Source organism: Pelomonas sp. CA6 (assembly GCF_022549225.1).
Taxonomy (GTDB): Bacteria; Pseudomonadota; Gammaproteobacteria; order Burkholderiales; family Burkholderiaceae_C; genus Roseateles.
The window spans coordinates 1-20,844 of sequence record NZ_JAKZFD010000002.1; the positions used below are offsets into that span (position 1 = coordinate 1).

Consider the following 20,844-nt stretch of genomic DNA (forward strand, 5'->3'; position numbering starts at 1 on the left):
CGCCGAAGCGGGCCCTGGCGTCGCGCGAGGGCGCGGATTACAGGAAGCTGTAGCTGGCGCTGACCGTCAGCGTGCGGCCCGCAGCGCTGTACAGGCCCTTGTCCCAGCCATACAGATCGTAGGTCGGGGTGTAGGGCGCGGCGCGGTCGAAGGCGTTGCGCATGGTCGCTTGCAGGCTCAGGCCCTTGATCGGCCGGAAGGTCACGCCCAGATCCACCGTGGTGTACGAGGCCACGCGGCAATCGCCACCCAGGGCCGCCGTCACCTGCGGGCTGCCCGAGTAGGACGGGCTGCAGTCCTGGCGCTCGCCGGTGGCCAGGTTGTAGCGCGGCAGGCCCATGCTGTGGACATAGTTCACCGCGCCGAACAGGGTCACGTCGCCCAGCGAGTAGGACGAGCTGATGCGGCCCTTGTACTTGGGCAGTTCGTCGGCCATGGAGTCGTTGATGTCCACCATCGGCAGACCCTTGTCGCGCTGCATGCGGAAGTCATGCACATAGCCCAGGAACAGGCTGGTGTTCAGACGACCGCCACCCAGCGCGGCACGGTGCGACAGCTCCAGGTCGATGCCGCGCACGCGGGTCTGGCCCAGGTTCAGGTACTTGCGCTTGACCAGGGCCACGCGCTCGGTGCCGGGGATGACGTTGCCGTCCTTGTCCTTCAGCGCGGTCGCCGGGTCGGCACTGCGGATGATGTCGTTCTTGTACGAGGTGTCCCCCAGTTCGAAGAAGCGCTGCATCACGTCGCTGGAACTCAGGCGGTCCACCTCGTTCTTGCGCGTGATCTGGTAGACGTCCAGCGTGCCGTTCAGCGACTCGATGGGCGAGAACACCATGCCCAGCGTGAAGCTGCGCGACGTCTCAGGCCGCAGGTCCGGGTTGGCCACGATGAAGGCGGCGATGGTGCGCGAGTTGCCGCTGCTGGCGTTGCGGTTGCACTCGTTGGCCAGCTGGGTGTCGTAGTTGGTCGCGCCCGGGATCTTGGCCGGCAGGCCATCGGCGCCCAGCGGGCAGCGCACGGCGTCGCGCCAAGTGCCGATGGACTGGAAGCTGGCCACGGCGGACTTGGAGATCTGCGTCAGGCTGGGGGCACGGAAGCCCTCGGCCGCGGTACCGCGGAAGGCCAACTGAGGCAGCGGCTTCCACTTGAAGCCCAGCTTGGGCGTCGTGGAGTTGCCGTAGTCGCTGTACTGGTCGGAACGCAGCGCGGCTTCCAGCGTGAAGGTCTTGAACACAGGCAGCACCGCCTCGGCGAAGACCGAGGTCACACGGCGGTCGCCGGTGGCCTTGGAGCCGCCGCGGCCGACGAAGTTGCCGGCGTCCAGGTTCGCGTCGGGACGCATGTCGATGCTTTCCTGGCGGAACTCGACACCCGCGGCCACGCCGATCGCGCCACCGGCCAGTCGGCCGAATTCGCGGCTGCCCTTCAGGTTCACCATGGTGACCTTGGTGTCCCCCTTGCTGATGGCGGTCGGGCTGATCTGGGCCAGCAGCTCGGGGCTGTTGTTGCCACCGAAGCGGTACTTGTCCAGCGCGGCCTGGGCGGTCACGGAGTGGATCAGGCCGGTTTCGGTCTCGGTGCGCTTGGAGGTGTTGTACAGAATGCCGCCGTTCCAGTCCCAGCCGAAGTGCGAACCGCTCAGGTCGAAGACCAGTCGCACATCATCCTGCTTGACCTCGGAGCCACGGGGGATGTCTCCCAGGCGCGCGCTGGTCACCACACGCAGCTTGTTGTTCGGGTCCGCCTGGAACAGCGGATTGTCCGGATGATTGGCCGCCATGATGTGGCGGAAGGTGCGGCGGTTGCCGTTCGGGTCGAACCACTCGGACAGGCCGGAACCCAGCGTCGCGTAGCCGGCGGCGTTGGTGTATTGGTTTTCCAGGCGCGAATAGGCCGCTTCCACGGTCGCCGTCAGGTCAGGCGACACGATGAAGGTGGCACGCGAGAACAGGTTGGCGCTCTTGGAGGGCTCCTGGAAGCGCTCGTAGACGCTGGTGTCCATCGCACAGACCGGGGCGCCATTGGCCAGGAAGGTCGTGCTGTAGACAGCGGGCGCCGGGCAGCTGCCGTTCTTGGGCGGGATGGGTGTGGAGGTGTTGAACGAACCCGTGCCAGCGCCGGTCTCGCGCCAGAAGTTGGGCGAGAAGACGAGAGCGCTGTCGGGGTCGGTGCGATTGGACAGCTTGCCGCCGGTGCCGGTGGCGAGGGCCCATTCGTCATAAGACACGCCCTGCAGCTTGTCCACGCCGGTGGAGTAGCGCTTGGAGACGTCCAGGCCCACCATCACGTTGAAGCCCTGGCTGTCAATGTCGCCGAAGCCCCCGAAGATGTTGGCGGAATTGGTGCGGAAACCACCCTGCGTCGCGCCGGAGGCGGTCAGCTTGGCTTCCAGGCCCCGGTATTCCTTCTTCAGAATGAAGTTCACGACACCGGCCATGGCGTCGGAGCCATAGATCGCGGACGCGCCATCCTTCAGCACCTCGATGCGCTCGATGGCGGACATCGGGATGTTGTTCAGGTTGTACAACGTAGACTGGCCGGCGTTCGGGTTGGCCGTGGCGGCGGCGGCCATGCGGCGGCCGTTGATCAGGGTCAGCGTGGATGCCGAGCCCAGGCCACGCATGGAGATCGTCGACACACCATCGGAGAAGCTGCTGCTCGTGCCGTCGGCCTGGCCACCACCGGACACGGACGGCAGCATCTGGATCAGCTCAGCCAGGCTGGTCGCGCCGGAGCGGGCGATGTCCTCGGCCTTCAGCACCTGCAGCGGCGAGGCGGTTTCCGAATCGACGCGCTTGATCGACGAACCGGTCACTTCGACGCGTTCGATCTTCTGGGCAGGCACGGGGGCTTGCTGGGCCTGAGCGTGGGCCGCGATGGCCATGGCGGCCAGCGCGATCAGATGGGGGCGGTGCTTCATCGGTATCCTCTGTGTTCTGTCAATCCGCCTGATGGCGGAAGCTGGACCGTATTTCAGTCATAAGTACGGCACATGAAGCTTTGTTAAGTGGAGTTTCTGGATGGTTATGAACGCGCCGCCAGCGGTATCGCCCGAGCAGGCCGAGGCCTTCGTCGCCCGACGCCTGAGCCTGCGTCATCTGCGGGTGTTACTGGCCGTTGCAGATGGGGGAAGCGTCAGCGCGGCGGCCGAGTTGCTGCATGTCACGCAGCCCGCGGTCAGCAAGGCCTTGGCGGAGCTGGAGCAAGAGCTAGGACAAACCCTGTTCGCCCGCCGCGGCCGTAGCTTCCGCGCGACAGCCGTCGGTGAAAGGCTGCTGCTGCTGGCCCGCAAGCTGGAGGCCGACCTGCGCCGCGGCAGCGAGGACATCGCGTCCATGGTGCGCGGCGCCTCGGGCGCGCTGCTGATCGGCGCCACCAACGCGGTGCTGGCCGAGGTGTTGCCCAATGCGCTGGTGGCAATGAAGGCCGATTACCCGCAGGTCACGCTCAGTGTGCGCACGCACGCGCTGCGCGACCTCTTCGCCGAGCTGCGCGCGGGGCGGCTGGACATGGTGATCGCGCGCACGCCCGAACCGGAAGAGCCCACAGACCTGGAAGGCCACTCGCTAGGGGAAATCCCGGAGGTGGTCATCATGAGCCTCAACCATCCGCTGGCCAAGGCGCGGCGCGTCAGCTGGGAACAGCTGCGCGACCAGACCTGGATCTGGCAGCTGCCTGGCACACGCTCGCGCGCGCTGCTGGACCGCATGTGGCAGAACATCGGACTGCCGCCGCCCACGCAGCTGATCGAGCTGGGCGACGTGATGCTGGCGATGGAATTGATGCGTCGCATGCCGCTGGTCAACATCGTGCCGCTGCACGTGGCGCGCCTGGCGACGCGCCGCGGCATCGCCAAGATCCTGCCGCTGCCCGTGGACATCCGCCTGTCCTCGCTGATGGTCTGGCATCTGCCCGAACCGCAGGGCGAGGCGGTGCAGCACTTCAAGATGCTGCTGGACCGCGCGGCGATCGATGCCGCACAGGCCGGCGACTGACGCGGCGGCGCGCGCCGCGCCGCCGGATCAGCTGTAGTTCTCGGCCTCGGGATCGGTGGCCTCCAGCTCGTAGCTGGCGGCCAGCATGGCCAGGCGGGCGATCACACCGTACATGTAGAAGCGGTTGGGGGCGCTGGCGCCCGGCCGCTCGCCGGGTCGCGGCAGCTGGGTGGCCTGCGCGAAGGCCAGCGGCACGAAGCTGGAGCCCGGGGCGTTGAGGTTTTCGTCCTCGCCGCGCTCGGCATGCACGCGGTAGAACCCGCCCACCACGTAGCGGTCCATCATGTAGACCACCGGCTCGGCCACGGCGTCGTGGATGCGCTCGTGGGTGGCCACGCCCTCCTGCACGATGACCTCGTGCACCGGGCGGCCGTCCTTGATGGTGCACATCTTGTTCTTGGTACGCCGGTTCAGCTCGTCCAGTTCCTTGGCGTCGCGCACCGTCATGATGCCCATGCCGTAGGTGCCGGCGTCGGGCTTGACGACGACGAAGGGCCGCTCCTGAATGCCGTACTCCTTGTACTTGCGCCGGGTCTTGGTCAGCACCGCGTCCACCTGGGCCTGCAGCGCGTCCATGCCCTGGCCGGTCTGGAAGTCCAGCCCGTCGACCGCCACCGACATCGGATGGATCAGCCACGGATCCATGCCCAGCAGCTTGGAGAACTTCTTCGCCACCTCTTCGTAGGCACGGAAGTGGTTGCGCTTGCGCCGCAGCGCCCAGCCGGCATGCAGCGGCGGCAGCAGGTACTGCTCGTGCAGATGGCGCAGCATGTCCGGGATGCCGGCCGACAGGTCGTTGTTGAGCAGGATGGTGCAGGGATCGAAGTCCTTCAGCCCCAGCCGCGAGCGCTGGCGCTGCACCGGCTCCAGCAGCAGCGTGCCGCCGTCGGGCAGGTTCAGGGTTTGCGGCTCCTTGACGCTATCGTCCAGCGTCCCCAGCCGCACATTCAGGCCCGCCAGCGTGAACACGCGCACCAGGGTCTCGATGTGGGTCAGGTAGAAACTGTTGCGGGTGTGGTTCTCCGGGATCAGCAACAGGTTCTTGGCCTCGGGGCAGATCTTCTCGATCGCCGCCATTGCCGCCTGCACCGCCAAAGGCAGCATCTCCGGGGTCAGGTTGTTGAACCCGCCGGGGAACAGGTTGGTGTCCACCGGCGCCAGCTTGAAGCCCGCGTTGCGCAGGTCCACCGAGGTGTAGAACGGCGGCGTGTGCTCCATCCATTCGAGGCGAAACCAGCGCTCGATCGCTGGCATGGACTCGAGGATGCGCTGCTCCAGCTCGTTGATCGGGCCGGTCAGGGCGGTGATGAGATGTGGGACCATGTTGGACAATCGGGCGGGGCCAAACGGATCCGGCCCATTCTAGGGACCGATGAAGGTGGGGGCGCGGGCCAGCCGTTCAAGGGTGTACACAGAGCTTGCGAGGAAGCAGCTGGCATGACCGCCAAGGTATTGATCGTCGACGACCAGGCCGAGATCCGGCGCCTGGTGCGTTGGACACTGGAGGAGGAAGACCTCCAGCTCTTCGAAGCCACCAATGCGCAGCTGGGCCTGCAGATGGCCCGCACCATGCACCCGGACGTCGCGCTGCTGGACTGGATGATGCCGGGCGAGATGGACGGCCTGGCTCTGTGCCAGGCCTTGCGCTCCAGCCCCGACCACGCGCGGCTGCGCATCGTGATGCTGACCGCGCGCGCGGGCACCGCCGACCGCAACACCGCGCTGGAGGCCGGGGCACATGCGGTGCTGCACAAGCCCTTCAGCCCCGCCAAGCTTGTGGAGCTGATCAAGCAGCAATTGACCGAATCCGCTCCGGACTAAGGCACGCGGCGGCGTCAACGCTTGCGCCCGCGGAGTCTCCCCCGCGGGCGCGTTTGGCCGGGTTGGCCGGATTGGCGGCCGTCCGGGGCTCGGCCCGCCCCGAGCCCACCGGGCTCCGGGGCGATCCCGTCACTTGTGATAGGCCGTCTCGCCGTGGGCCGAGATGTCCAGGCCCTCGCGCTCTTCTTCCTCGCTGACGCGCAGGCCGATCACCAGGTCCACGATCTTGTAGGACAGCAGCGACACGACGCCGGACCAGACGACGGTCACGCCCACCGCCTTGGCCTGGGTCCAGACCTGGCCGGCGATGGAGTACGCCTCGGCGGTGATCGCGCTGGCCGTAACCCAGTCGCCCACCGCGCTGGGGCCGCCCAGGCTGGGCGAGTTGAACACGCCGGTCAGCAGCGCGCCGACGATGCCGCCCACACCGTGGACGCCGAACACGTCCAGCGAGTCGTCCGCGCCAAGCAGCTTCTTCAGGCCCGACACGCCCCACAGACAGGCAAAGCCAGCAATCAGGCCGATCACCAGCGCGCCACCGATGCCCACGTTGCCCGCGGCCGGCGTGATGGCCACCAGGCCGGCCACCGCGCCCGAGGCGGCGCCCAGCATCGAAGCCTTGCCCTTGGTCAGCGCCTCGCCCACGCACCAGGCCAGCACCGCGGCGGCGGTCGCGAAGAAGGTGTTGATGAAGGCCAGCGCGGCAAAGCCGTTGGCTTCCAGCGCCGAACCGGCGTTAAAGCCGAACCAGCCCACCCACAGCAGCGAAGCGCCCACCATGGTCAGCGTCAGGCTGTGCGGCGTGAAGGCTTCGCGGCCATAGCCGATGCGCTTGCCCACCATGAAGGCGCCCACCAGGCCCGCCACCGCGGCGTTGATGTGCACCACCGTGCCGCCGGCGAAATCCAGCGCGCCCCACTGCCAGATCAGGCCGGCCTTGCCGTTCATCTCGTCCACCACGTTGGCGGCCGTGTAGGCATCCGGGCCCATCCAGAACCAGACCATGTGAGCGATCGGCAGGTAGCTGAAGCTGAACCACAGCACCATGAACAGCAGCACCGCGCTGAACTTGATGCGCTCGGCGAAGGCGCCAACGATCAGGCAGCAGGTGATGCCGGCGAAGGTGGCCTGGAAGGCGGCGAACACGATCTCGGGGATCACGACGCCCTTGCTGAAGGTCGCCGCGTTGGCGAAGGTGCCGGTGGCGTTGTCCCAGATGCCCTTCATGAACAGCCGGTCGAAGCCACCGATGTAGGCATTGCCCTCGGTGAAGGCCAGGCTGTAGCCGTACAGGGCCCACAGCACGACGATCAGCGAGAAGGTCACCATCACCTGCATCAGCACAGACAGCATGTTCTTGCTGCGCACCAGGCCGCCGTAGAACAGCGCCAGGCCCGGCACCGTCATCAGGATGACCAGCAGCGTGGACAGCATCATCCAGCCGGTGTCGCCCTTGTTGGGCACGGGGGCCGCAGCGGCGGCGCTGGCGGCTTCGGCCGCCGGAGCGGCGGCGGAGGCCGCCGCGGTGGCGACCACGGCGGAGGCGGCATCGGCGGCGGAGGCCGCGGCGGACGCGGCCTCCTGCGCCCAGGCGCCCGGCGCCAGCACCGCCAGCGCCAGCACGGCGCCGGCAAGGAGTTTCTTCAACATGAACGATCTCCGGGTTGTCTAGGGGCTAGTGAGGGAGAGCCGGCGCGCCGTCAGAGCGCGTCCTGGCCCGTTTCGCCGGTGCGTATGCGCACCACCTGATCCAACGGGGAGACGAAGATCTTCCCGTCACCGATCTTGCCGGTCCGGGCAGCTTTTTCAATCGCCTCGATGACCTGCTCGACCACCGCGTCGGCCACCGCCGCCTCGATCTTCACCTTGGGCAGGAAGTCGACGACGTACTCGGCGCCTCGATACAGCTCGGTATGGCCCTTCTGGCGACCGAAGCCCTTGACCTCGGTGACCGTCAGTCCCTGCACGCCGATGGCGCTGAGCTGCTCGCGCACCTCGTCCAGCTTGAACGGCTTGATGACCGCAGTGATCAGTTTCATGGCTCTCTCCTCGAGCGGATTCAGAAGTTGTACTTGAGCGCGACGACCACGCCGGTCTTGCCCAGGAACTTGGTGCTGTTGGCGTTGGCGCCCGGCACGTAGAAGTCCTTGTCGGCATTGGTCGAGACCACGCTGAGGCTGGGGACCAGGCCCTTGAAGTCCTTGGACAGCGCCAGCGAATAGTCGGTGTAGGACGCGGCCGAGCGGGCCGGCCCCTTGATCCACTGGTGGCCCACATGCGGCGCCAGCGTCCACCCATCAACGATCTCGAAGCTGGCCGACACGTCCAGGTAGCCGCTGTTCTTGCTGTCCACGTTGCCGAAGGTGTTGGTCAACGCATGCGAGTACTTGGCCGTCACCGGGCCATAGCTCAGCGCGGCGTACAGCTCGGTGGTGTTGGCGTTGGGGCTGAGCTTGTTGCTGGGGTAGATGTAGGTCAGCGCGCCCACGTCCAGCGTCAGGCCCTGGGCGACCTCGGTCTTGTAGCCGCCATAGACATCGATCTCGACGCTGGCGTCGCCGCCGGGCACGTCCTTGATCCACTTGATCGTCGAGGCCCAGCTGCCGATGTAGAAGCCGCTGGCGTGGGCATAGTCCACCCCGCCCTGCAGCGCCGGCTTCAGGCGCGACTGCGAGATGCCGCGATAGCGATAGTCGCTGGTCGCGCCGATGTTGAAGGTCAACGGGCTGGCCTCCTCGGCGTGGACCGGCAGGGCGGTGGCGGCGAGGCTGGCAGCAAGCACGGCGATCATGGACTTCATGCGAGGGCTCCTGGAGCGTTGAGTAGCGTGGGAGAAAGGGTTCGAGCTGCTTTACGCAGCTTCCGTGCCAGCTCGCGGCGCGGCCTGCACCAGCTCGGGCCTCCCTCCGGCAACCCGCTCCCGGATGGCATCGATGCACCAAGATGGTGAGAATCCGTCTGGCCCCGGCCGGCCGATGTCGCCCCGAAAACGTGCATGACGGCCGCCACGGTGCATGCCCACAATGCGGCCGGCCGCAAAGGCCGGCACGAGGAGGCGCGATGTCGTTGGCGGTGGTGCACAGCCGGGCCCTGGACGGCCTGCATGCGGCGGCGGTGGACGTGGAAGTCCATCTTGCCAATGGCCTGCCCAGCTTCACGCTGGTGGGTCTGGCGGAGACCGAGGTCAAGGAATCGCGCGAACGCGTGCGCGCGGCGCTGATCAGCAGCGGCCTGAGCTTCCCCCATGACAAGCGCATCACCGTCAACCTGTCCCCGGCCGACCTGCCCAAGGAGGGCTCGCGCTTCGACCTGCCCATCGCGCTGGGCCTGCTGGCGGCCAGCGGCCAGATCGCCGCCGACCGCCTGCCCGGACTGGAATGCGCCGGGGAGCTGGCGCTGTCCGGCGAGCTCAGGCCGGTGCGCGGCGCGCTGGCCATGGCCCTGGCCCTGCGCAACGGCAGGCGCGAGCTGCTGCTGCCGCGCGGCAGCGCCACCGAGGCGGCGCTGGTGCAGGGCTTGACGGTGCGCGAGGCCGGCCACCTGCTGGAACTGGTCGCCGCGCTGCAAACCCCACCTCAGCGGACGCTGCCGCCGCCCTCCGGCAGCGCCGCGCCGCCGGCCCCGGACCCGCTGGACCTGCGCGACATCAAGGGCCAGGCCGGCCCGAAGCGAGCGCTGGAGATCGCCGCGGCGGGCGGCTTGAGCCTGCTGCTGATCGGCCCGCCCGGCACCGGCAAGTCCATGCTGGCGCAGCGCCTGCCGGGCCTGCTGCCGCCGCTGGACGACGAGCAAGCCCTGGAGTCGGCCGCGCTGCAAAGCCTGGCCGGTCCCTTCGATCTCGCGCGCTGGGGACGGCGCCCCTTCCGCGCGCCGCACCACAGCGCGTCCGCGGTGGCCCTGGTGGGTGGCGGATCCCCCCCGCGCCCCGGGGAGATCACGCTGGCCCAGCATGGCGTGCTCTTCCTCGACGAACTGCCCGAGTTCAGCCGCCCGGCGCTGGAGGCGCTGCGCGAACCGCTGGAGACCGGCCGCATCCTCATCTCGCGCGCGGCGCGGCAGGCCGAATTCCCCGCCCGCTTCCAGTTGCTCGCCGCGATGAACCCATGCCCCTGCGGCCAGCTGGGCAATCCGCTGACCGCCTGCCGTTGCTCGCCTGAACAGGTGACGCGCTATCAAGGCCGCATTTCCGGCCCCTTGCTGGAGCGCATCGACCTGCGCGTGGAGGTGCCCGTGCTGCCGCCCGAGGCACTGTCCGCCGCGCCCGACGGCGAAGCCAGCACGGCGGTCGCCGCCCGCGTGCGGCAGGCCCAGACCCTGGCGCTGGCTCGCCAGGGCCGAGTCAACGCCCGGCTCGGGGCCGCCGAGCTGGACCAGCAGGCCCACCCCACCGACGCGGCGCTCGCGCTGCTGCACCGCGCGGCCACCAAGCTGGCCTGGTCGGGCCGCAGCTACCACCGCGTGCTGCGCATCGCGCGCAGCATCGCCGACCTGGCGGGCAGTGATTCGATCCAACCGGCACAGATGGCCGAGGCGGTGCAGCTCAGGCGCGGGCTCTGAGCCCGTCTATGCCGGCAAGTCCTCGGTCCAGGGTTGCGCCGGAGCCAGCCGGCCGTCGCTGGCGCTTAGCATGCGCGCATGGACCTGCACACCTGGCTGATCTATCTGCTGGCCGCCACCGGCCTGTCGCTCTCGCCCGGACCCAACGGCCTGTTGGCGCTGACCCATGGCGTGATGCACGGGCCGCGGCGCACGCTGTTCACCATCCTGGGCGGCGCGCTGGGCTTCGTGATCGTGATCGCCGGGTCCATGTTCGGCATCGGCGCGCTGCTGAAGAGCTCGCTGACCTGGCTGATCGTGATGAAGTGGCTGGGGGGTGCCTATCTGGTGTGGCTGGGCCTGCAGGTGTGGCGCTCGCCTCCCATCGGGGTGGAGCTGAGCGCCAAAGCCCAGCCGGCGCGCGGCATGCAGATGTTCCGCCAGGGGCTGCTGTCGGCGGTCACCAACCCCAAGGGCCTGCTCTTCTTCGCCGCCTTCCTGCCCCAGTTCATCGATCCGCAGCGCAGCCTGTGGCTGCAGTTCGCGATCATGGCGGGCAGCTTCGCGCTGGTCGAGATCGCCACCGAATGCCTGATCGCGGGCATGGCCCACCGCATCAGCCCCTGGCTCAAGCGCAGCGGGCGGCGCTTCAACCAGGGCTGCGGCGCGGTCTTCATCGCCATCGGCGCGGCGCTGCCCGCGCGCAGCTGACGCGGGGACGGCTGCGACGGGCGGTGCGCCTCGCGCGCAGCGCCTTACTGACGCTCGATCTGGCCGTCGCGCACGCGCACGACGTCGCCACTGCGCAGGCCGGGGTCATGGCGCAGCTCCATGCTGCGGGTGCTCTGGTCGCCATAACGCAGCCGTACCACCCAGACCTGGTGGGAGTTGGCGCGCTTCTCGATCTCGCGGCCGGCATAGCCACCCGCCACCGCGCCCCCCACCGTCGCGATCTTGCGTCCGGTGCCGCCGCCGATCTGGTTGCCCAGCAGGCCGCCCACCACCGCACCGCCTATCGTGCCCAGCGCGCTGGCTTCGCCCTGGCGAGTCTCGGCCCGCACCGACACCACCGTGGCGCATTCGGCGCACAAGCGAGGCGCCGCGGCCTGAGCCGGGGGAGCCGTTTCGCCAGCCACCACGGGGGGCTTGCCACCACCCTGATGCGTCATCGGCGGCTGGGCAGTGCCCGTGCGCGCCATCGGCGCCGGCTTGGACGGAGCGGCCTCGCGCGCGGCCTCCGTGCCTCGGCTCTCCGTCAGCACGGCCTGACTCGCCGCCGGAGCCAGTGCTTGCGAAGACGCCGCGGCCAGCGCCGCCGGGGCGGTGACCGGTTCCGAGACGCCCTGGTGCCGCCCCAGCGCATAGGCGGCGACGAACACCACACCGGCACCCGCGACGCCGGCCAGGATCTGGTTGGAACTGAGGGCCATGGAACTACTCCTTCTTGTTGCTGCGCCCGGCAGAACCCGGGCACCCATGGAGAAAGAATGCCACGCTGTTACATGTTTGCGGCCCGGGCCGACGCAACGGGTGCAACAGCCTGAAACAGCAGGGCCGCAGGGCGGCGCTGCCGCGCCGGGCCTGCCGCTCAGTCCAGCAAGGGCGCCAGCGCGCGCTGCGCCGCCGCGGCGTCCAGCGCCATGCGCGCCGCCCAGTCCTGCAGCTGGTCGTCGCCGATGCGGCCGACGTTGAAGTACGTGGATTCGGGATGCGAGAAGTAGAAGCCGCTGACGCTGGCGGCCGGCGTCATCGCCATGCTCTCGGTCAGGCCCATGCCGATCGCGTCGGCCTGCAGCACGCGCAGCAGGTCGCGCTTGACCAGGTGGTCCGGACAGGCCGGATAGCCCGGCGCGGGGCGGATGCCGCGGTACTGTTCGGCGATCAGCGCCTCGTTCGACAGCTGCTCATCGGCCGCATAGCCCCACAGCTCGGTGCGCACGCGCTGGTGCAGCCGCTCGGCGAAGGCCTCGGCCAGACGGTCGGCCAGCGCCTTGAGCATGATGGCGGAGTAGTCGTCGTGGTCGGCGAGGAACTGCGCCTCTTTCTTGTCGCAGCCCAGGCCGGCGGTGACGGCAAAGAGGCCGATGTAGTCCGGCACCGTGCCGGCCGGCGCGACAAAATCGGCCAGCGCGCGGTTGGGGCGCTTCACGCCGTCGACCACCGGGCGCTCCGACTGCATGCGCAGCCCGCGCCAGGTCATCAGCACCTCGCGGCGGCTCTCGTCGCTGTAGATCGCGATGTCGTCGTCGCCGACCTGGGCCGCGGGGTACAGCGCCATCACGCCATTGGCGGTGAGCCAGCGCCCTTCGATCAGGCGCTGCAGCATGCGCTTGCCGTCACTGAACACGCGCTGCGCCTCGGTGCCGACGATCTCGTCCTTCAGGATCGCCGGGAAAGGACCGGCCAGGTCCCAGGTCTGGAAGAACGGGCCCCAGTCGATGCACTGCGCCAGCTCGGCCAGGTCGTAGTTGCGGAACTCGCGCCGGCCGACGAACTTGGGCGCAGGCGGCGCATAGTGCGCCCAGTCCACGCGGTGCTTGTTGGCGCGCGCCTCGGCGAGCGTGACCAGCGGCGTTTTCTTCTTGTTCGCGTGCAGCGTGCGGACCTTGTCGTAGTCGGACTTCAGCTCGTCGATGAAGCGGGTGGCGCGCTCGTCGGACAGCAGATCGGCGCACACGCCCACCGAGCGCGAGGCGTCGGGCACGTAGACCACCGGGCCTTCGTAGTGCGGCGAGATCTTCACCGCGGTGTGCACGCGGCTGGTGGTGGCGCCGCCAATCAGCAGCGGGATCTTCTTCATGCGGAAGTAGTCGTCGCGCTGCATCTCGGCGGCGACATGCTGCATCTCCTCCAGGCTGGGCGTGATCAGGCCCGAGAGGCCGATGATGTCAGCGCCCTCCACCTTGGCCTTGGCCAGGATGTCCTGGCAGGGGACCATCACCCCCATGTTCACGACCTCGAAGTTGTTGCACTGCAGGACGACGGTGACGATGTTCTTGCCGATGTCGTGCACATCGCCCTTCACGGTGGCGATGACGATCTTGCCCTTGGGCTTCACGTCCCCGCCGGCCGCGGCCAGCTGGCGCTTTTCCTCCTCGATGTAGGGCACCAGGTGGGCCACCGCCTGCTTCATCACGCGGGCGCTCTTGACCACCTGGGGCAGGAACATCTTGCCGGCGCCGAACAGGTCGCCGACCACGTTCATGCCCGCCATCAGCGGTCCCTCGATCACATGCAGCGGCCGCCCGCCCTTGGCGTGGATGGCCTGCCAGCACTCCTCAGTGTCGGCATCGATGAACTCGGTGATGCCGTGGATCAGCGCGTGCGAGAGCCGCTCGTCCACGGTGCCGGCGCGCCAGGCCAGCTTGGCGCTGTCATCCTTGGCCGCGCCCTTCACGCTCTCGGCCACCTCCAGCAGGCGCTCGGTGGCGTCGGCGCGGCGGTTCAGCACCACGTCCTCGACGCGCTCGCGCAGGTCCGGCTCGATCTCGTCGTAGACACCGACCATGCCGGCGTTGACGATGCCCATGTCCATGCCGGCCTGGATCGCGTGGTACAGGAACACCGTGTGGATGGCCTCGCGCACCGGCTCGTTGCCGCGGAAGCTGAAGGACACGTTGGAGACCCCGCCCGAGACCTTGGCGCCGGGCAGGTGCTGCTTGATCCAGCGCGTGGCCTCGATGAAGTCCACCGCGTAGTTGTTGTGCTCCTCGATGCCGGTGGCGATGGCGAAGATGTTGGGGTCGAAGATGATGTCCTCGGCCGGGAAGCCCACCTCATCGACCAGGATGCGGTAGGCGCGCGCGCAGATCTCGGTCTTGCGCTGGTAGGTGTCGGCCTGGCCCTGCTCGTCGAAGGCCATCACCACGGTGGCCGCGCCATAGCGGCGGATCAGCGTGGCCTGGCGCTTGAACTCGGCCTCGCCCTCCTTCAGCGAGATGGAGTTCACGATGCCCTTGCCCTGGATGCACTTCAGACCCGCCTCGATCACCTCCCACTTGGAACTGTCGATCATGATGGGCACGCGGGCGATCTCGGGCTCGGACGCGATCAGGTTCAGGAAGCGCACCATCGCGGCCTTGCTGTCCAGCATGGCCTCGTCCATGTTGATGTCGATGACCTGGGCGCCGTTCTCCACCTGTTGGCGGGCCACGCTGAGCGCCTCCTCGAACTGGCCGTTCAGGATCATGCGCGCGAAGGCCTTGGAGCCGGTCACATTGGTACGCTCGCCGATGTTGACGAACAGCGTGCCCGCGCCGATCTGCACCGGCTCCAGGCCGGACAGCTTCATCGGCGCGATGGCAAGGGTCGGGGCGGGGGCGGCGGTGGCGGTCATGGCGGCGGCCTTTTTCGGGGTCGGGACGGGACCGTCCCCGCAAGGCCGCGGACTCACCGCGGCCATGGACATGGGACGGTGAGCGTCGTTGGGCTGCGGCCTCCGCCCAGAAGGAAGAAGACCGCCGGTCCGAGCCTGGCGGGCCGGCTTGGCCGGTCCCATCGCAACGCTCCTCGGAACGCGCGCAATTCTACCCGCGGCCGCGCGGAATCCCGTGTCGGGACGCGGGAATTCAAGCGTATGCTGCGCCGCGCCGATAAGCATCTGGGGACGCCCCACGCGTGCCCGCGACCTCATCTTGGACCTGGTTCATCTGCCTCCCCACAGCCTGCGCCTCGGCCAGGTGCTGAGCTTTTCCGTGCGCGACGCGCAGGGCAAGCTGCTGTTCGCCGCCGGCCAGGTGCTCAGCGACACGCCGCAGGTCCGCGAGCTGATCCAGTCCGGCGGCTGGGTCGCCGCACACGAGACACGCGAGTACCAGCGCGCGCTGGCGCACAAGATGGACACCCTGATGCATCAGGGCGCGCCGCTGGCCAAGATCGTGCAGGCCGAGGCCGAATTCCGGCCCGACCGCCCCGCCGCGCGCGGCATCGAGACCGGCGAAGCCGCGCTGTGGGCCGACCTGCAGCTGCAGACCCACACCCTGCTGCGCGACCCCGCGCGCAGCGAACTGCCCGGCCGGCTGGACGAGCTGCACCGACGCCTGCTGGAGCGGCTGGATGCCCAGCCCGACGCCGCGCTGATGCTGCTGATCGCCGAGGCCGGCCACGACTACCAGAACTACAGCGCCCGCCACGGCCTGCTGTGCCTGGTGCTGGCCGAACTGGCCGCCCGCGCGCTGGACTGGCCGGCCGCCGAGCGCCAGGCCCTGGGCCGCGCGGCGCTGACCATGAACCTGGCCATCACGCTGCAGCAGGACCGCTATGCCGGGCAGACCGAGCTGCTCAGCCCGGCGCAGCGCCAGCAGCTGCAAGACCATGGCGAACGCGCCGCCGCGCTGCTGGCCCGCCAGGGCGTGGACGACGCGCTGTGGCTGAACACCGTGCGCCTGCACCACGACGCCGGCCCCGGCGCGCTGGCCGGGCGAGAGCCGGCCGACCGCCTGGCGCGGCTGCTGCACCGCGTGGACCTCTACGCGGCACGCCTGAGCCCGCGCCGCTCGCGGCCGGCGCTGTCGGCCACGCAGGCGGCCCGCGCGATCCATCTGGACGAGCTGCAGCAGTCCGACGAGGCCGGCGCCGCGCTGCTCAGTGCGGTGGGCCTGTACCCACCGGGATCGCTGGTGCGCCTGGTCAGCGGCGAACAGGGCATGGTGCTGCGCCGCGGCCCGCGCCCCAACGAGCCGCGCGTCGCCGCGTTGCTGGGCAAGAGCGGCACGCCGCTGAGCGACCCCGTGCCGCGCGACACGCGCCAGAGCGCCCATGCGGTGGCCGCCAGCCTGGCGCCGCACGAGCTCAAGCTGCGGCTCAACTACGACAAGCTGCTGAAGGCCGCGCGCTCCGCCTGAGCCGGCGCGCGGAGCGTGTCAGCCCTGCACCAGCTCGCTGAACAGCTTGCTGCCCCAGCGGCGCGGCTGGTAGGCCGAAACCTTGTGCGCGATCGCGCGGATGTGCTCCGGCGTCGTGCCGCAGCAGCCGCCGGCGATGTTCAGGAAGCCCGCCGCGGCGAACTCGCCGACCAGGCGGCCGGTGACGTCCGGCGTCTCGTCGAAGCCGGTGTCGCTCATCGGGTTGGGCAGGCCGGCGTTCGGGTAGCAGGAGATCGCGGTGTCGCCCGCGGCCTTGGCCAGCTCCTCGATGTAGGGGCGCATCAGCGTCGCGCCCAGCGCGCAGTTCAGCCCCACGGCCAGCGGCCGCGCATGGCGCACGCTGTGCCAGAACGCGGTCACCGTCTGGCCGGACAGGATGCGGCCCGAGGCGTCGGTCACGGTGCCGGAGATGATCACCGGCAGCCGCTCGCCGCTGTCCTCCATCAGCTCGTCCAGCGCGAAGATCGCCGCCTTGGCGTTGAGCGTGTCGAAGATGGTCTCGACCAGGAAGAGGTCCACGCCGCCTTCGAGCAGCCCCTTGGCCTGCTCGTAATAGGCCGCGCGCAGGGTGTCGAAGTCGACATTGCGCGCACCCGGGTCGTTCACATCGGGGCTGATGGATGCGGTGCGCGGCGTCGGGCCCAGCGCGCCGGCGGCAAAGCGCGGCTTGTCCGGCGTGCTGTACTTGTCGCAGGCCTGGCGCGCCAGGCGCGCCGCGGCCACGTTCATCTCGTAGGCCAGGTCCTGCAGGCCGTAGTCCTCCTGCGCCACCGAGGTGGTGCCGAAGGTGTTGGTCTCGATGATGTCGGCGCCGGCCGCCAGGTATTGCTCGTGGATCTCCAGGATCACCTCGGGCTTGGTCAGCACCAGCAGGTCGTTGTTGCCCTTCAGGTCCTTGGGATGGTCGGCAAAGCGGCTGCCGCGGAAATCCGCCTCGGTGAGCTTGTAGCGCTGGATCATGGTGCCCATGGCCCCGTCCAGCACGGCGATGCGCTGTTGCAGGATCTCGGGCAGGGCGGCACCGCGGGTGTAGCGGACGGAGGCGGGGGCGTTCATGACCACCATTGTAGGAAGGCGGTCAAGCCCCTGGCCGGGAAAGGCCACGGGGCGCTCAGCTCAGTACAGCGTGCGCGCCTGGCGCGCCTCCAGCTCGGCGTCGTAGGCGGCGCCATCCACGCGCGGGCTCAGCGCGGCCAGGATGGTGCCGGTGGACGGCAGCCGCTCGCGCGGGACCTGCGCGGACGGGTCCCACAGCCGCGAACGCTTGACGGCGCGGGCGCACTGGAAGAAGACCTTGTGCACCTCGACCACCAGCACCGAACGCGGCAGCTGCCCGTCATGGCGAAAGCGCTCGCACAGCGGCGGCGACGCGCTGATGCGGCCGCGCCCGTTGACGCGCAGCGCCTCGCCGATGCCGGGGATCAGGAACAGCAGCGCCAGATGGGGATCGTGGACGAGGTTGCGCAGGCTGTCGATGCGCTGGTTGCCGCGCCGATCGGGCAGCAGCAGCGTGTGCGCGTCGGCCACCTGCACGAAGCCCGGCCCGTCGCCGCGCGGCGAGGTGTCCAGCCCATGCGGGCCGCGGGTCGCCAGCACCGCGAAGGGCGCGGCCTCGATGAAGGGCCGGTAGACCGGGTGGATGTGGTCGGCCTCCTTGTCCAGCGTCGCTGGCGATTCCGGCTCCGGATAGACGCGCCGCAGCGCCTCCACGCTGGCCAGGTCGTGCGTCAGGTCCAGCCAGGGCGGCCGGGGATCCGGGCTCATCAGGGCGCCCTCCGAACCCGCCTCGTCGGCGCCCCCACGGTCAGGCACCGAACACCCGCTTCAGGATCGCGCTGCCGGTGCCCACCGGGTCCTGGCGGATCTTCTTTTCCTCTTCGCCGATCATCAGGTAGAGCCCGTCCAGCGCGCGCTCGGTGACATAGCCCTGCAGATTGGCGTCTTCCTTGCGGACCAGCCCGAAGCCGGCGGCGCGGCCGGCCACGGCGTTGTACTTCTCGGCCAGCTGCTGGCGCTCGGTGGCCTGCGTGACGATGGGCAGGAACTTCTGCGTCAGCGGCGCGCGCGTCTTGGTTTCGAAGAAGCGCGTCACCGCGTCGTCGCCGCCACGCACGATGCGCAGCGCGTCGTCCACCGAGATGTTGCGCACGGTCTGCACCAGCAGATGGCGGGCCTCGGGCATCGCCGCCTCGGCCGCACGGTTCATCGCGGTGATCAGCTCGTCCAGACGCTGCCCCTGGCCCATGCCGCGCATCAGCTTGGCGCCGTCGCGCAGCGCGCCGGGCAGCTCGATGCGCACCAGCGGATTGCCCAGGAAGCCGTCGCGCCGGCCCAGGCTGGCCAGCGCGGCATCGGCGCCGCGTTCCAACGCCGCGCGCACGCCGGACGCCGCATCGCTCTCGCTCAGGGCCAGCGCGGGGCGCAGCCCGCCCAGCAGGGCCAGACCGCCCAGGCTGGCGTTGCGAAGCAGACGGCGGCGGCGGATGGGCATGGGGTTCTTCATGGGCTGGTTCCTCCGGTTTCGGTGGGAGCAAGGTCGGCGGCCGGATCGACGAGGTCCAGATCCAGCACGCCGAAGGGTGTGTCGCCGTCGGCATTCTTCAGCAGGATGTGCAGGCTGTCGCCGGGTTGCAGGGCGCCGGTGCGGGCGTCGCCGCGGTCCGCGGTCTCGCGCGCCTGCAAGTCGGCCAGGCAGGCCGGGTCGCCGGCCGGGCAGCCCAGCCCCACCAGGCTGCCGGCCGCGAGCGGGCGGCTGCGCGCCAGCTGGGCCAGCAGTTCGCCGCCACCCCAGCGCTGTCCTTCGTCCAGCGTGGCGCGGCCCAGCTTGCGGCCGTTCCACATCCAGTGCAGCGCCAGCCGCGCCCGCCCCTGCGCCCAGGCCAGGCCCAGCTCATCGGGCGTGACGAACACCGGCGCGAAGCTCAGCGCCGGCCGGCTGTGCAGCGCCGGCTGCCCGCGCTGCAGCTCCAGGCGCTGCAGCGCGCGCGCCACCCAGGCGCAGCCCAGGCCCAGCAGCCGCACGCCCTCCAGCGCCTGCCCCGGCTCCGCGCCCTGCGCGATGTCGCCACAGACCATCACCAGCTGCGGCTCCAGGTCCAGCTCGTGCGCGGCGAGCACGCCACCCAGCGCCTCGGTCGCCCCCAGCAGCCGTTCGCTGCCACCGGCCTGCCAGGGCGCGTCGGTGCCCGGCTCGGGCAGGGCCAGGCCCAGACCGCGCAGCCTCTCGGTCGACGCCGGATAGGCCGCGGCCGACAGCCAGCAGGCCGGGCGCGGCAGCGGCGCCATGCATTGCCTGGGGTCGAAGGCGAAGGCGTGGCGCGCACGGCCCTGGTTCAGGGCCTGCGACAGCGCCTCCAGCTGCGGCGCGACGAAGCCCCAGTCGTCCAGCAGCTCGCGCATGCGCGTGGCGATGCCATTCGCGTAGCATGCCTGGCTCAGATCGCGCGAGACCACGACCAACTGGCCGTCGCGCGAACCGTCTCTGTAAGTGGCGAGTTTCATTGCTTGCGCAATCCTTGATTCAGGCCCAGTTCCCAGCCCGGTTGTTTGCCTGGCTTCGCGCCCATTGTCGCCCGCGGCTCGCGGAGTCCCCGCATGCGCTGCGGCGCTGGTTCGTCTGCCTGGCCCTGGTGCTGGCCGGGCACCTGTGGCTGCTGCGTCCCTCGACGCCCCTCCCGCTGGCCCAGCGGCACGGCGACGCGCGCGCGGTGCAGGCGCGCCTGGTGCTGCCGCCGGTGGCGCCGCCGGCGGCCGTGCCCCAGCCCGTCCCGCAGGCGCGCCCGCGCGGACCCGCGCCCGCCACCCCGACCAGCCCCTCGCCCGCGGAGCCCACGCCGGCAAGACCTGACACCGACATGCCCCGCCCGCTCCCCGACGCCGGGCATGCGTCCACCCGGCCGGTCGCCGGCTTCGCGCTGACCGAGGGCGAGGGCATGCAGGCCTATGTGCTGAGTCAGGGCGACGAAACCGGCGAGGCCCGGCTGGACTGGCAGTTCGGCGATGGCCGCTACCGACTGGAGCTGCAGCGCCAGCTCGGCGAGCGCGCGCTGCCCGGCTGGCGCAGCGAAGGCCGCTGGGACCGCGACGGCATGATCCCCGAGCGCTTCGCGGTGCTGCGCAAGGGGCGCGAACGCCAGGCCCTGCAGTTCCGCAACGGGCGCGATCCTGATGCCGCGCTGCTGCGCACCGGCGCCGGCGCGCTGCCCGAAGGCGCGCAGGACCCGCTGTCCGTCTGGTGGCAGCTCGCCGGCTGGGTGGTCGCCCAGCACCTGGGCTCAGGCGACCGGCCGCTGCCGCGGCCGGGGCTGCAATGGCAGGTGCCGCTGGCCACGCCGCGGCGCGGCCTGCAGACCCAGGTCTACGAACTGATCAGCGCCAACTACGAGGTCTGGAAGCTGCGGGGCCTGCCCCCCGTCGGCGCCCCGCCACAGGCCGCGCACTGGGAGCTGTGGCTGGATCCCACCGGCGCCGGCGCACCGCTGCGCATCCGCCTGTGGCAGGGCGGCGAGCTGCGCTGGGACATGTGGCGCGTCCCGGCCGCGGCGGTGGAGCCCGGCCCGGCGACCGCGCCGGAGGGGTCAGAGGGGCCGGAGCGGCCGGCGTCGGCCCCCTGAACCTCGCGCGCCCGG

At 70.0% G+C, this 20,844-nt stretch carries 17 protein-coding genes and 1 riboswitch; of the genes, 6 read left to right on the forward strand and 11 right to left on the reverse strand.

The window, feature by feature from the left end; all coding sequences use genetic code 11:
- Window positions 1-37: 37 nt before the first annotated feature.
- Entirely contained in the window at window positions 38-2,920 is a 2,883-nt protein-coding gene (locus tag LZ017_RS03710) for a TonB-dependent receptor (RefSeq protein WP_241298726.1), read from the reverse strand.
- A gap of 100 nt (window positions 2,921-3,020) precedes the next feature.
- Here LZ017_RS03710 and LZ017_RS03715 point away from each other — a divergent pair, with 100 nt between their 5' ends.
- The gene (locus tag LZ017_RS03715; RefSeq protein ID WP_241298727.1) at window positions 3,021-3,995 is read left to right on the forward strand and encodes a LysR substrate-binding domain-containing protein; all 975 of its coding nucleotides are present in this window, start codon (window positions 3,021-3,023) and stop codon (window positions 3,993-3,995) included.
- Window positions 3,996-4,022: 27 nt separating this feature from the next.
- Here LZ017_RS03715 and gshA read toward each other — a convergent pair whose 3' ends face one another.
- Window positions 4,023-5,318, reverse strand: coding sequence for a glutamate--cysteine ligase (gene gshA, locus LZ017_RS03720; RefSeq protein WP_241298728.1), 1,296 nt, complete (start codon window positions 5,316-5,318; stop codon window positions 4,023-4,025).
- Window positions 5,319-5,432: 114 nt separating this feature from the next.
- On the opposite strand from gshA, the gene LZ017_RS03725 reads away from it, so the two are divergent.
- Entirely contained in the window at window positions 5,433-5,816 is a 384-nt protein-coding gene (locus LZ017_RS03725; RefSeq protein ID WP_241298729.1) for a response regulator transcription factor, read from the forward strand.
- A gap of 129 nt (window positions 5,817-5,945) precedes the next feature.
- Here the strand turns inward: LZ017_RS03725 and LZ017_RS03730 are convergent, their stop codons facing one another.
- The 3 genes from LZ017_RS03730 to LZ017_RS03740 are packed head-to-tail and all read right to left on the reverse strand — an operon-like array spanning window position 5,946 to window position 8,616.
- Window positions 5,946-7,463, reverse strand: a complete 1,518-nt coding sequence (locus LZ017_RS03730; RefSeq protein WP_241299257.1) for an ammonium transporter — start codon at window positions 7,461-7,463, stop codon at window positions 5,946-5,948.
- Between the two features lie 53 nt (window positions 7,464-7,516).
- Window positions 7,517-7,855: a P-II family nitrogen regulator gene (gene glnK, locus LZ017_RS03735; RefSeq protein ID WP_241298730.1), complete on the reverse strand. Its 339-nt coding sequence runs from the start codon at window positions 7,853-7,855 to the stop codon at window positions 7,517-7,519.
- A 20-nt stretch (window positions 7,856-7,875) separates the two neighbouring features.
- Window positions 7,876-8,616 (reverse strand): TorF family putative porin, encoded by a 741-nt coding sequence (locus LZ017_RS03740; RefSeq protein WP_241298731.1) that lies wholly within the window; start codon window positions 8,614-8,616, stop codon window positions 7,876-7,878.
- 260 nt (window positions 8,617-8,876) lie between these two features.
- On the opposite strand from LZ017_RS03740, the gene LZ017_RS03745 reads away from it, so the two are divergent.
- Window positions 8,877-10,373: a YifB family Mg chelatase-like AAA ATPase gene (locus tag LZ017_RS03745; RefSeq protein WP_241298732.1), complete on the forward strand. Its 1,497-nt coding sequence runs from the start codon at window positions 8,877-8,879 to the stop codon at window positions 10,371-10,373.
- Window positions 10,374-10,451: 78 nt separating this feature from the next.
- On the forward strand, window positions 10,452-11,063 hold the full coding sequence (locus tag LZ017_RS03750; RefSeq protein WP_241298733.1) for a LysE family translocator: 612 nt from the start codon (window positions 10,452-10,454) through the stop codon (window positions 11,061-11,063).
- Between the two features lie 44 nt (window positions 11,064-11,107).
- On the opposite strand, the gene LZ017_RS03755 is transcribed toward LZ017_RS03750, so the two are convergent.
- Window positions 11,108-11,782, reverse strand: coding sequence for a glycine zipper 2TM domain-containing protein (locus LZ017_RS03755; RefSeq protein ID WP_241298734.1), 675 nt, complete (start codon window positions 11,780-11,782; stop codon window positions 11,108-11,110).
- 158 nt (window positions 11,783-11,940) lie between these two features.
- Entirely contained in the window at window positions 11,941-14,688 is a 2,748-nt protein-coding gene (gene metH, locus LZ017_RS03760) for a methionine synthase (protein WP_241298735.1), read from the reverse strand.
- A 73-nt stretch (window positions 14,689-14,761) separates the two neighbouring features.
- Window positions 14,762-14,869, reverse strand: a riboswitch (S-adenosyl-L-homocysteine riboswitch).
- A gap of 117 nt (window positions 14,870-14,986) precedes the next feature.
- Between metH and LZ017_RS03765 the strand changes: the two genes are divergently transcribed.
- Window positions 14,987-16,195, forward strand: coding sequence for a hypothetical protein (locus LZ017_RS03765; RefSeq protein WP_241298736.1), 1,209 nt, complete (start codon window positions 14,987-14,989; stop codon window positions 16,193-16,195).
- Window positions 16,196-16,213: 18 nt separating this feature from the next.
- On the opposite strand, the gene LZ017_RS03770 is transcribed toward LZ017_RS03765, so the two are convergent.
- Genes LZ017_RS03770 through LZ017_RS03785 form a run of 4 tightly spaced genes read right to left on the reverse strand, consistent with a single transcriptional unit; the run spans window position 16,214 to window position 19,717 of the window.
- Window positions 16,214-17,272, reverse strand: a complete 1,059-nt coding sequence (locus tag LZ017_RS03770; RefSeq protein WP_241298737.1) for a homocysteine S-methyltransferase family protein — start codon at window positions 17,270-17,272, stop codon at window positions 16,214-16,216.
- A 60-nt stretch (window positions 17,273-17,332) separates the two neighbouring features.
- Window positions 17,333-17,980, reverse strand: a complete 648-nt coding sequence (locus LZ017_RS03775) for a pyridoxamine 5'-phosphate oxidase family protein (protein WP_241298738.1) — start codon at window positions 17,978-17,980, stop codon at window positions 17,333-17,335.
- A 40-nt stretch (window positions 17,981-18,020) separates the two neighbouring features.
- Complete coding sequence (locus tag LZ017_RS03780; RefSeq protein ID WP_241298739.1) at window positions 18,021-18,719, reverse strand: DUF4197 domain-containing protein; 699 nt, start codon at window positions 18,717-18,719, stop codon at window positions 18,021-18,023.
- Window positions 18,716-19,717, reverse strand: a complete 1,002-nt coding sequence (locus tag LZ017_RS03785; protein WP_241298740.1) for a fumarylacetoacetate hydrolase family protein — start codon at window positions 19,715-19,717, stop codon at window positions 18,716-18,718. Before LZ017_RS03785 ends, LZ017_RS03780 begins: the two co-directional genes overlap by 4 nt.
- Before the next feature lie 41 nt (window positions 19,718-19,758).
- Between LZ017_RS03785 and LZ017_RS03790 the strand changes: the two genes are divergently transcribed.
- Complete coding sequence (locus LZ017_RS03790; protein WP_241298741.1) at window positions 19,759-20,829, forward strand: hypothetical protein; 1,071 nt, start codon at window positions 19,759-19,761, stop codon at window positions 20,827-20,829.
- Window positions 20,830-20,844: the final 15 nt, after the last annotated feature.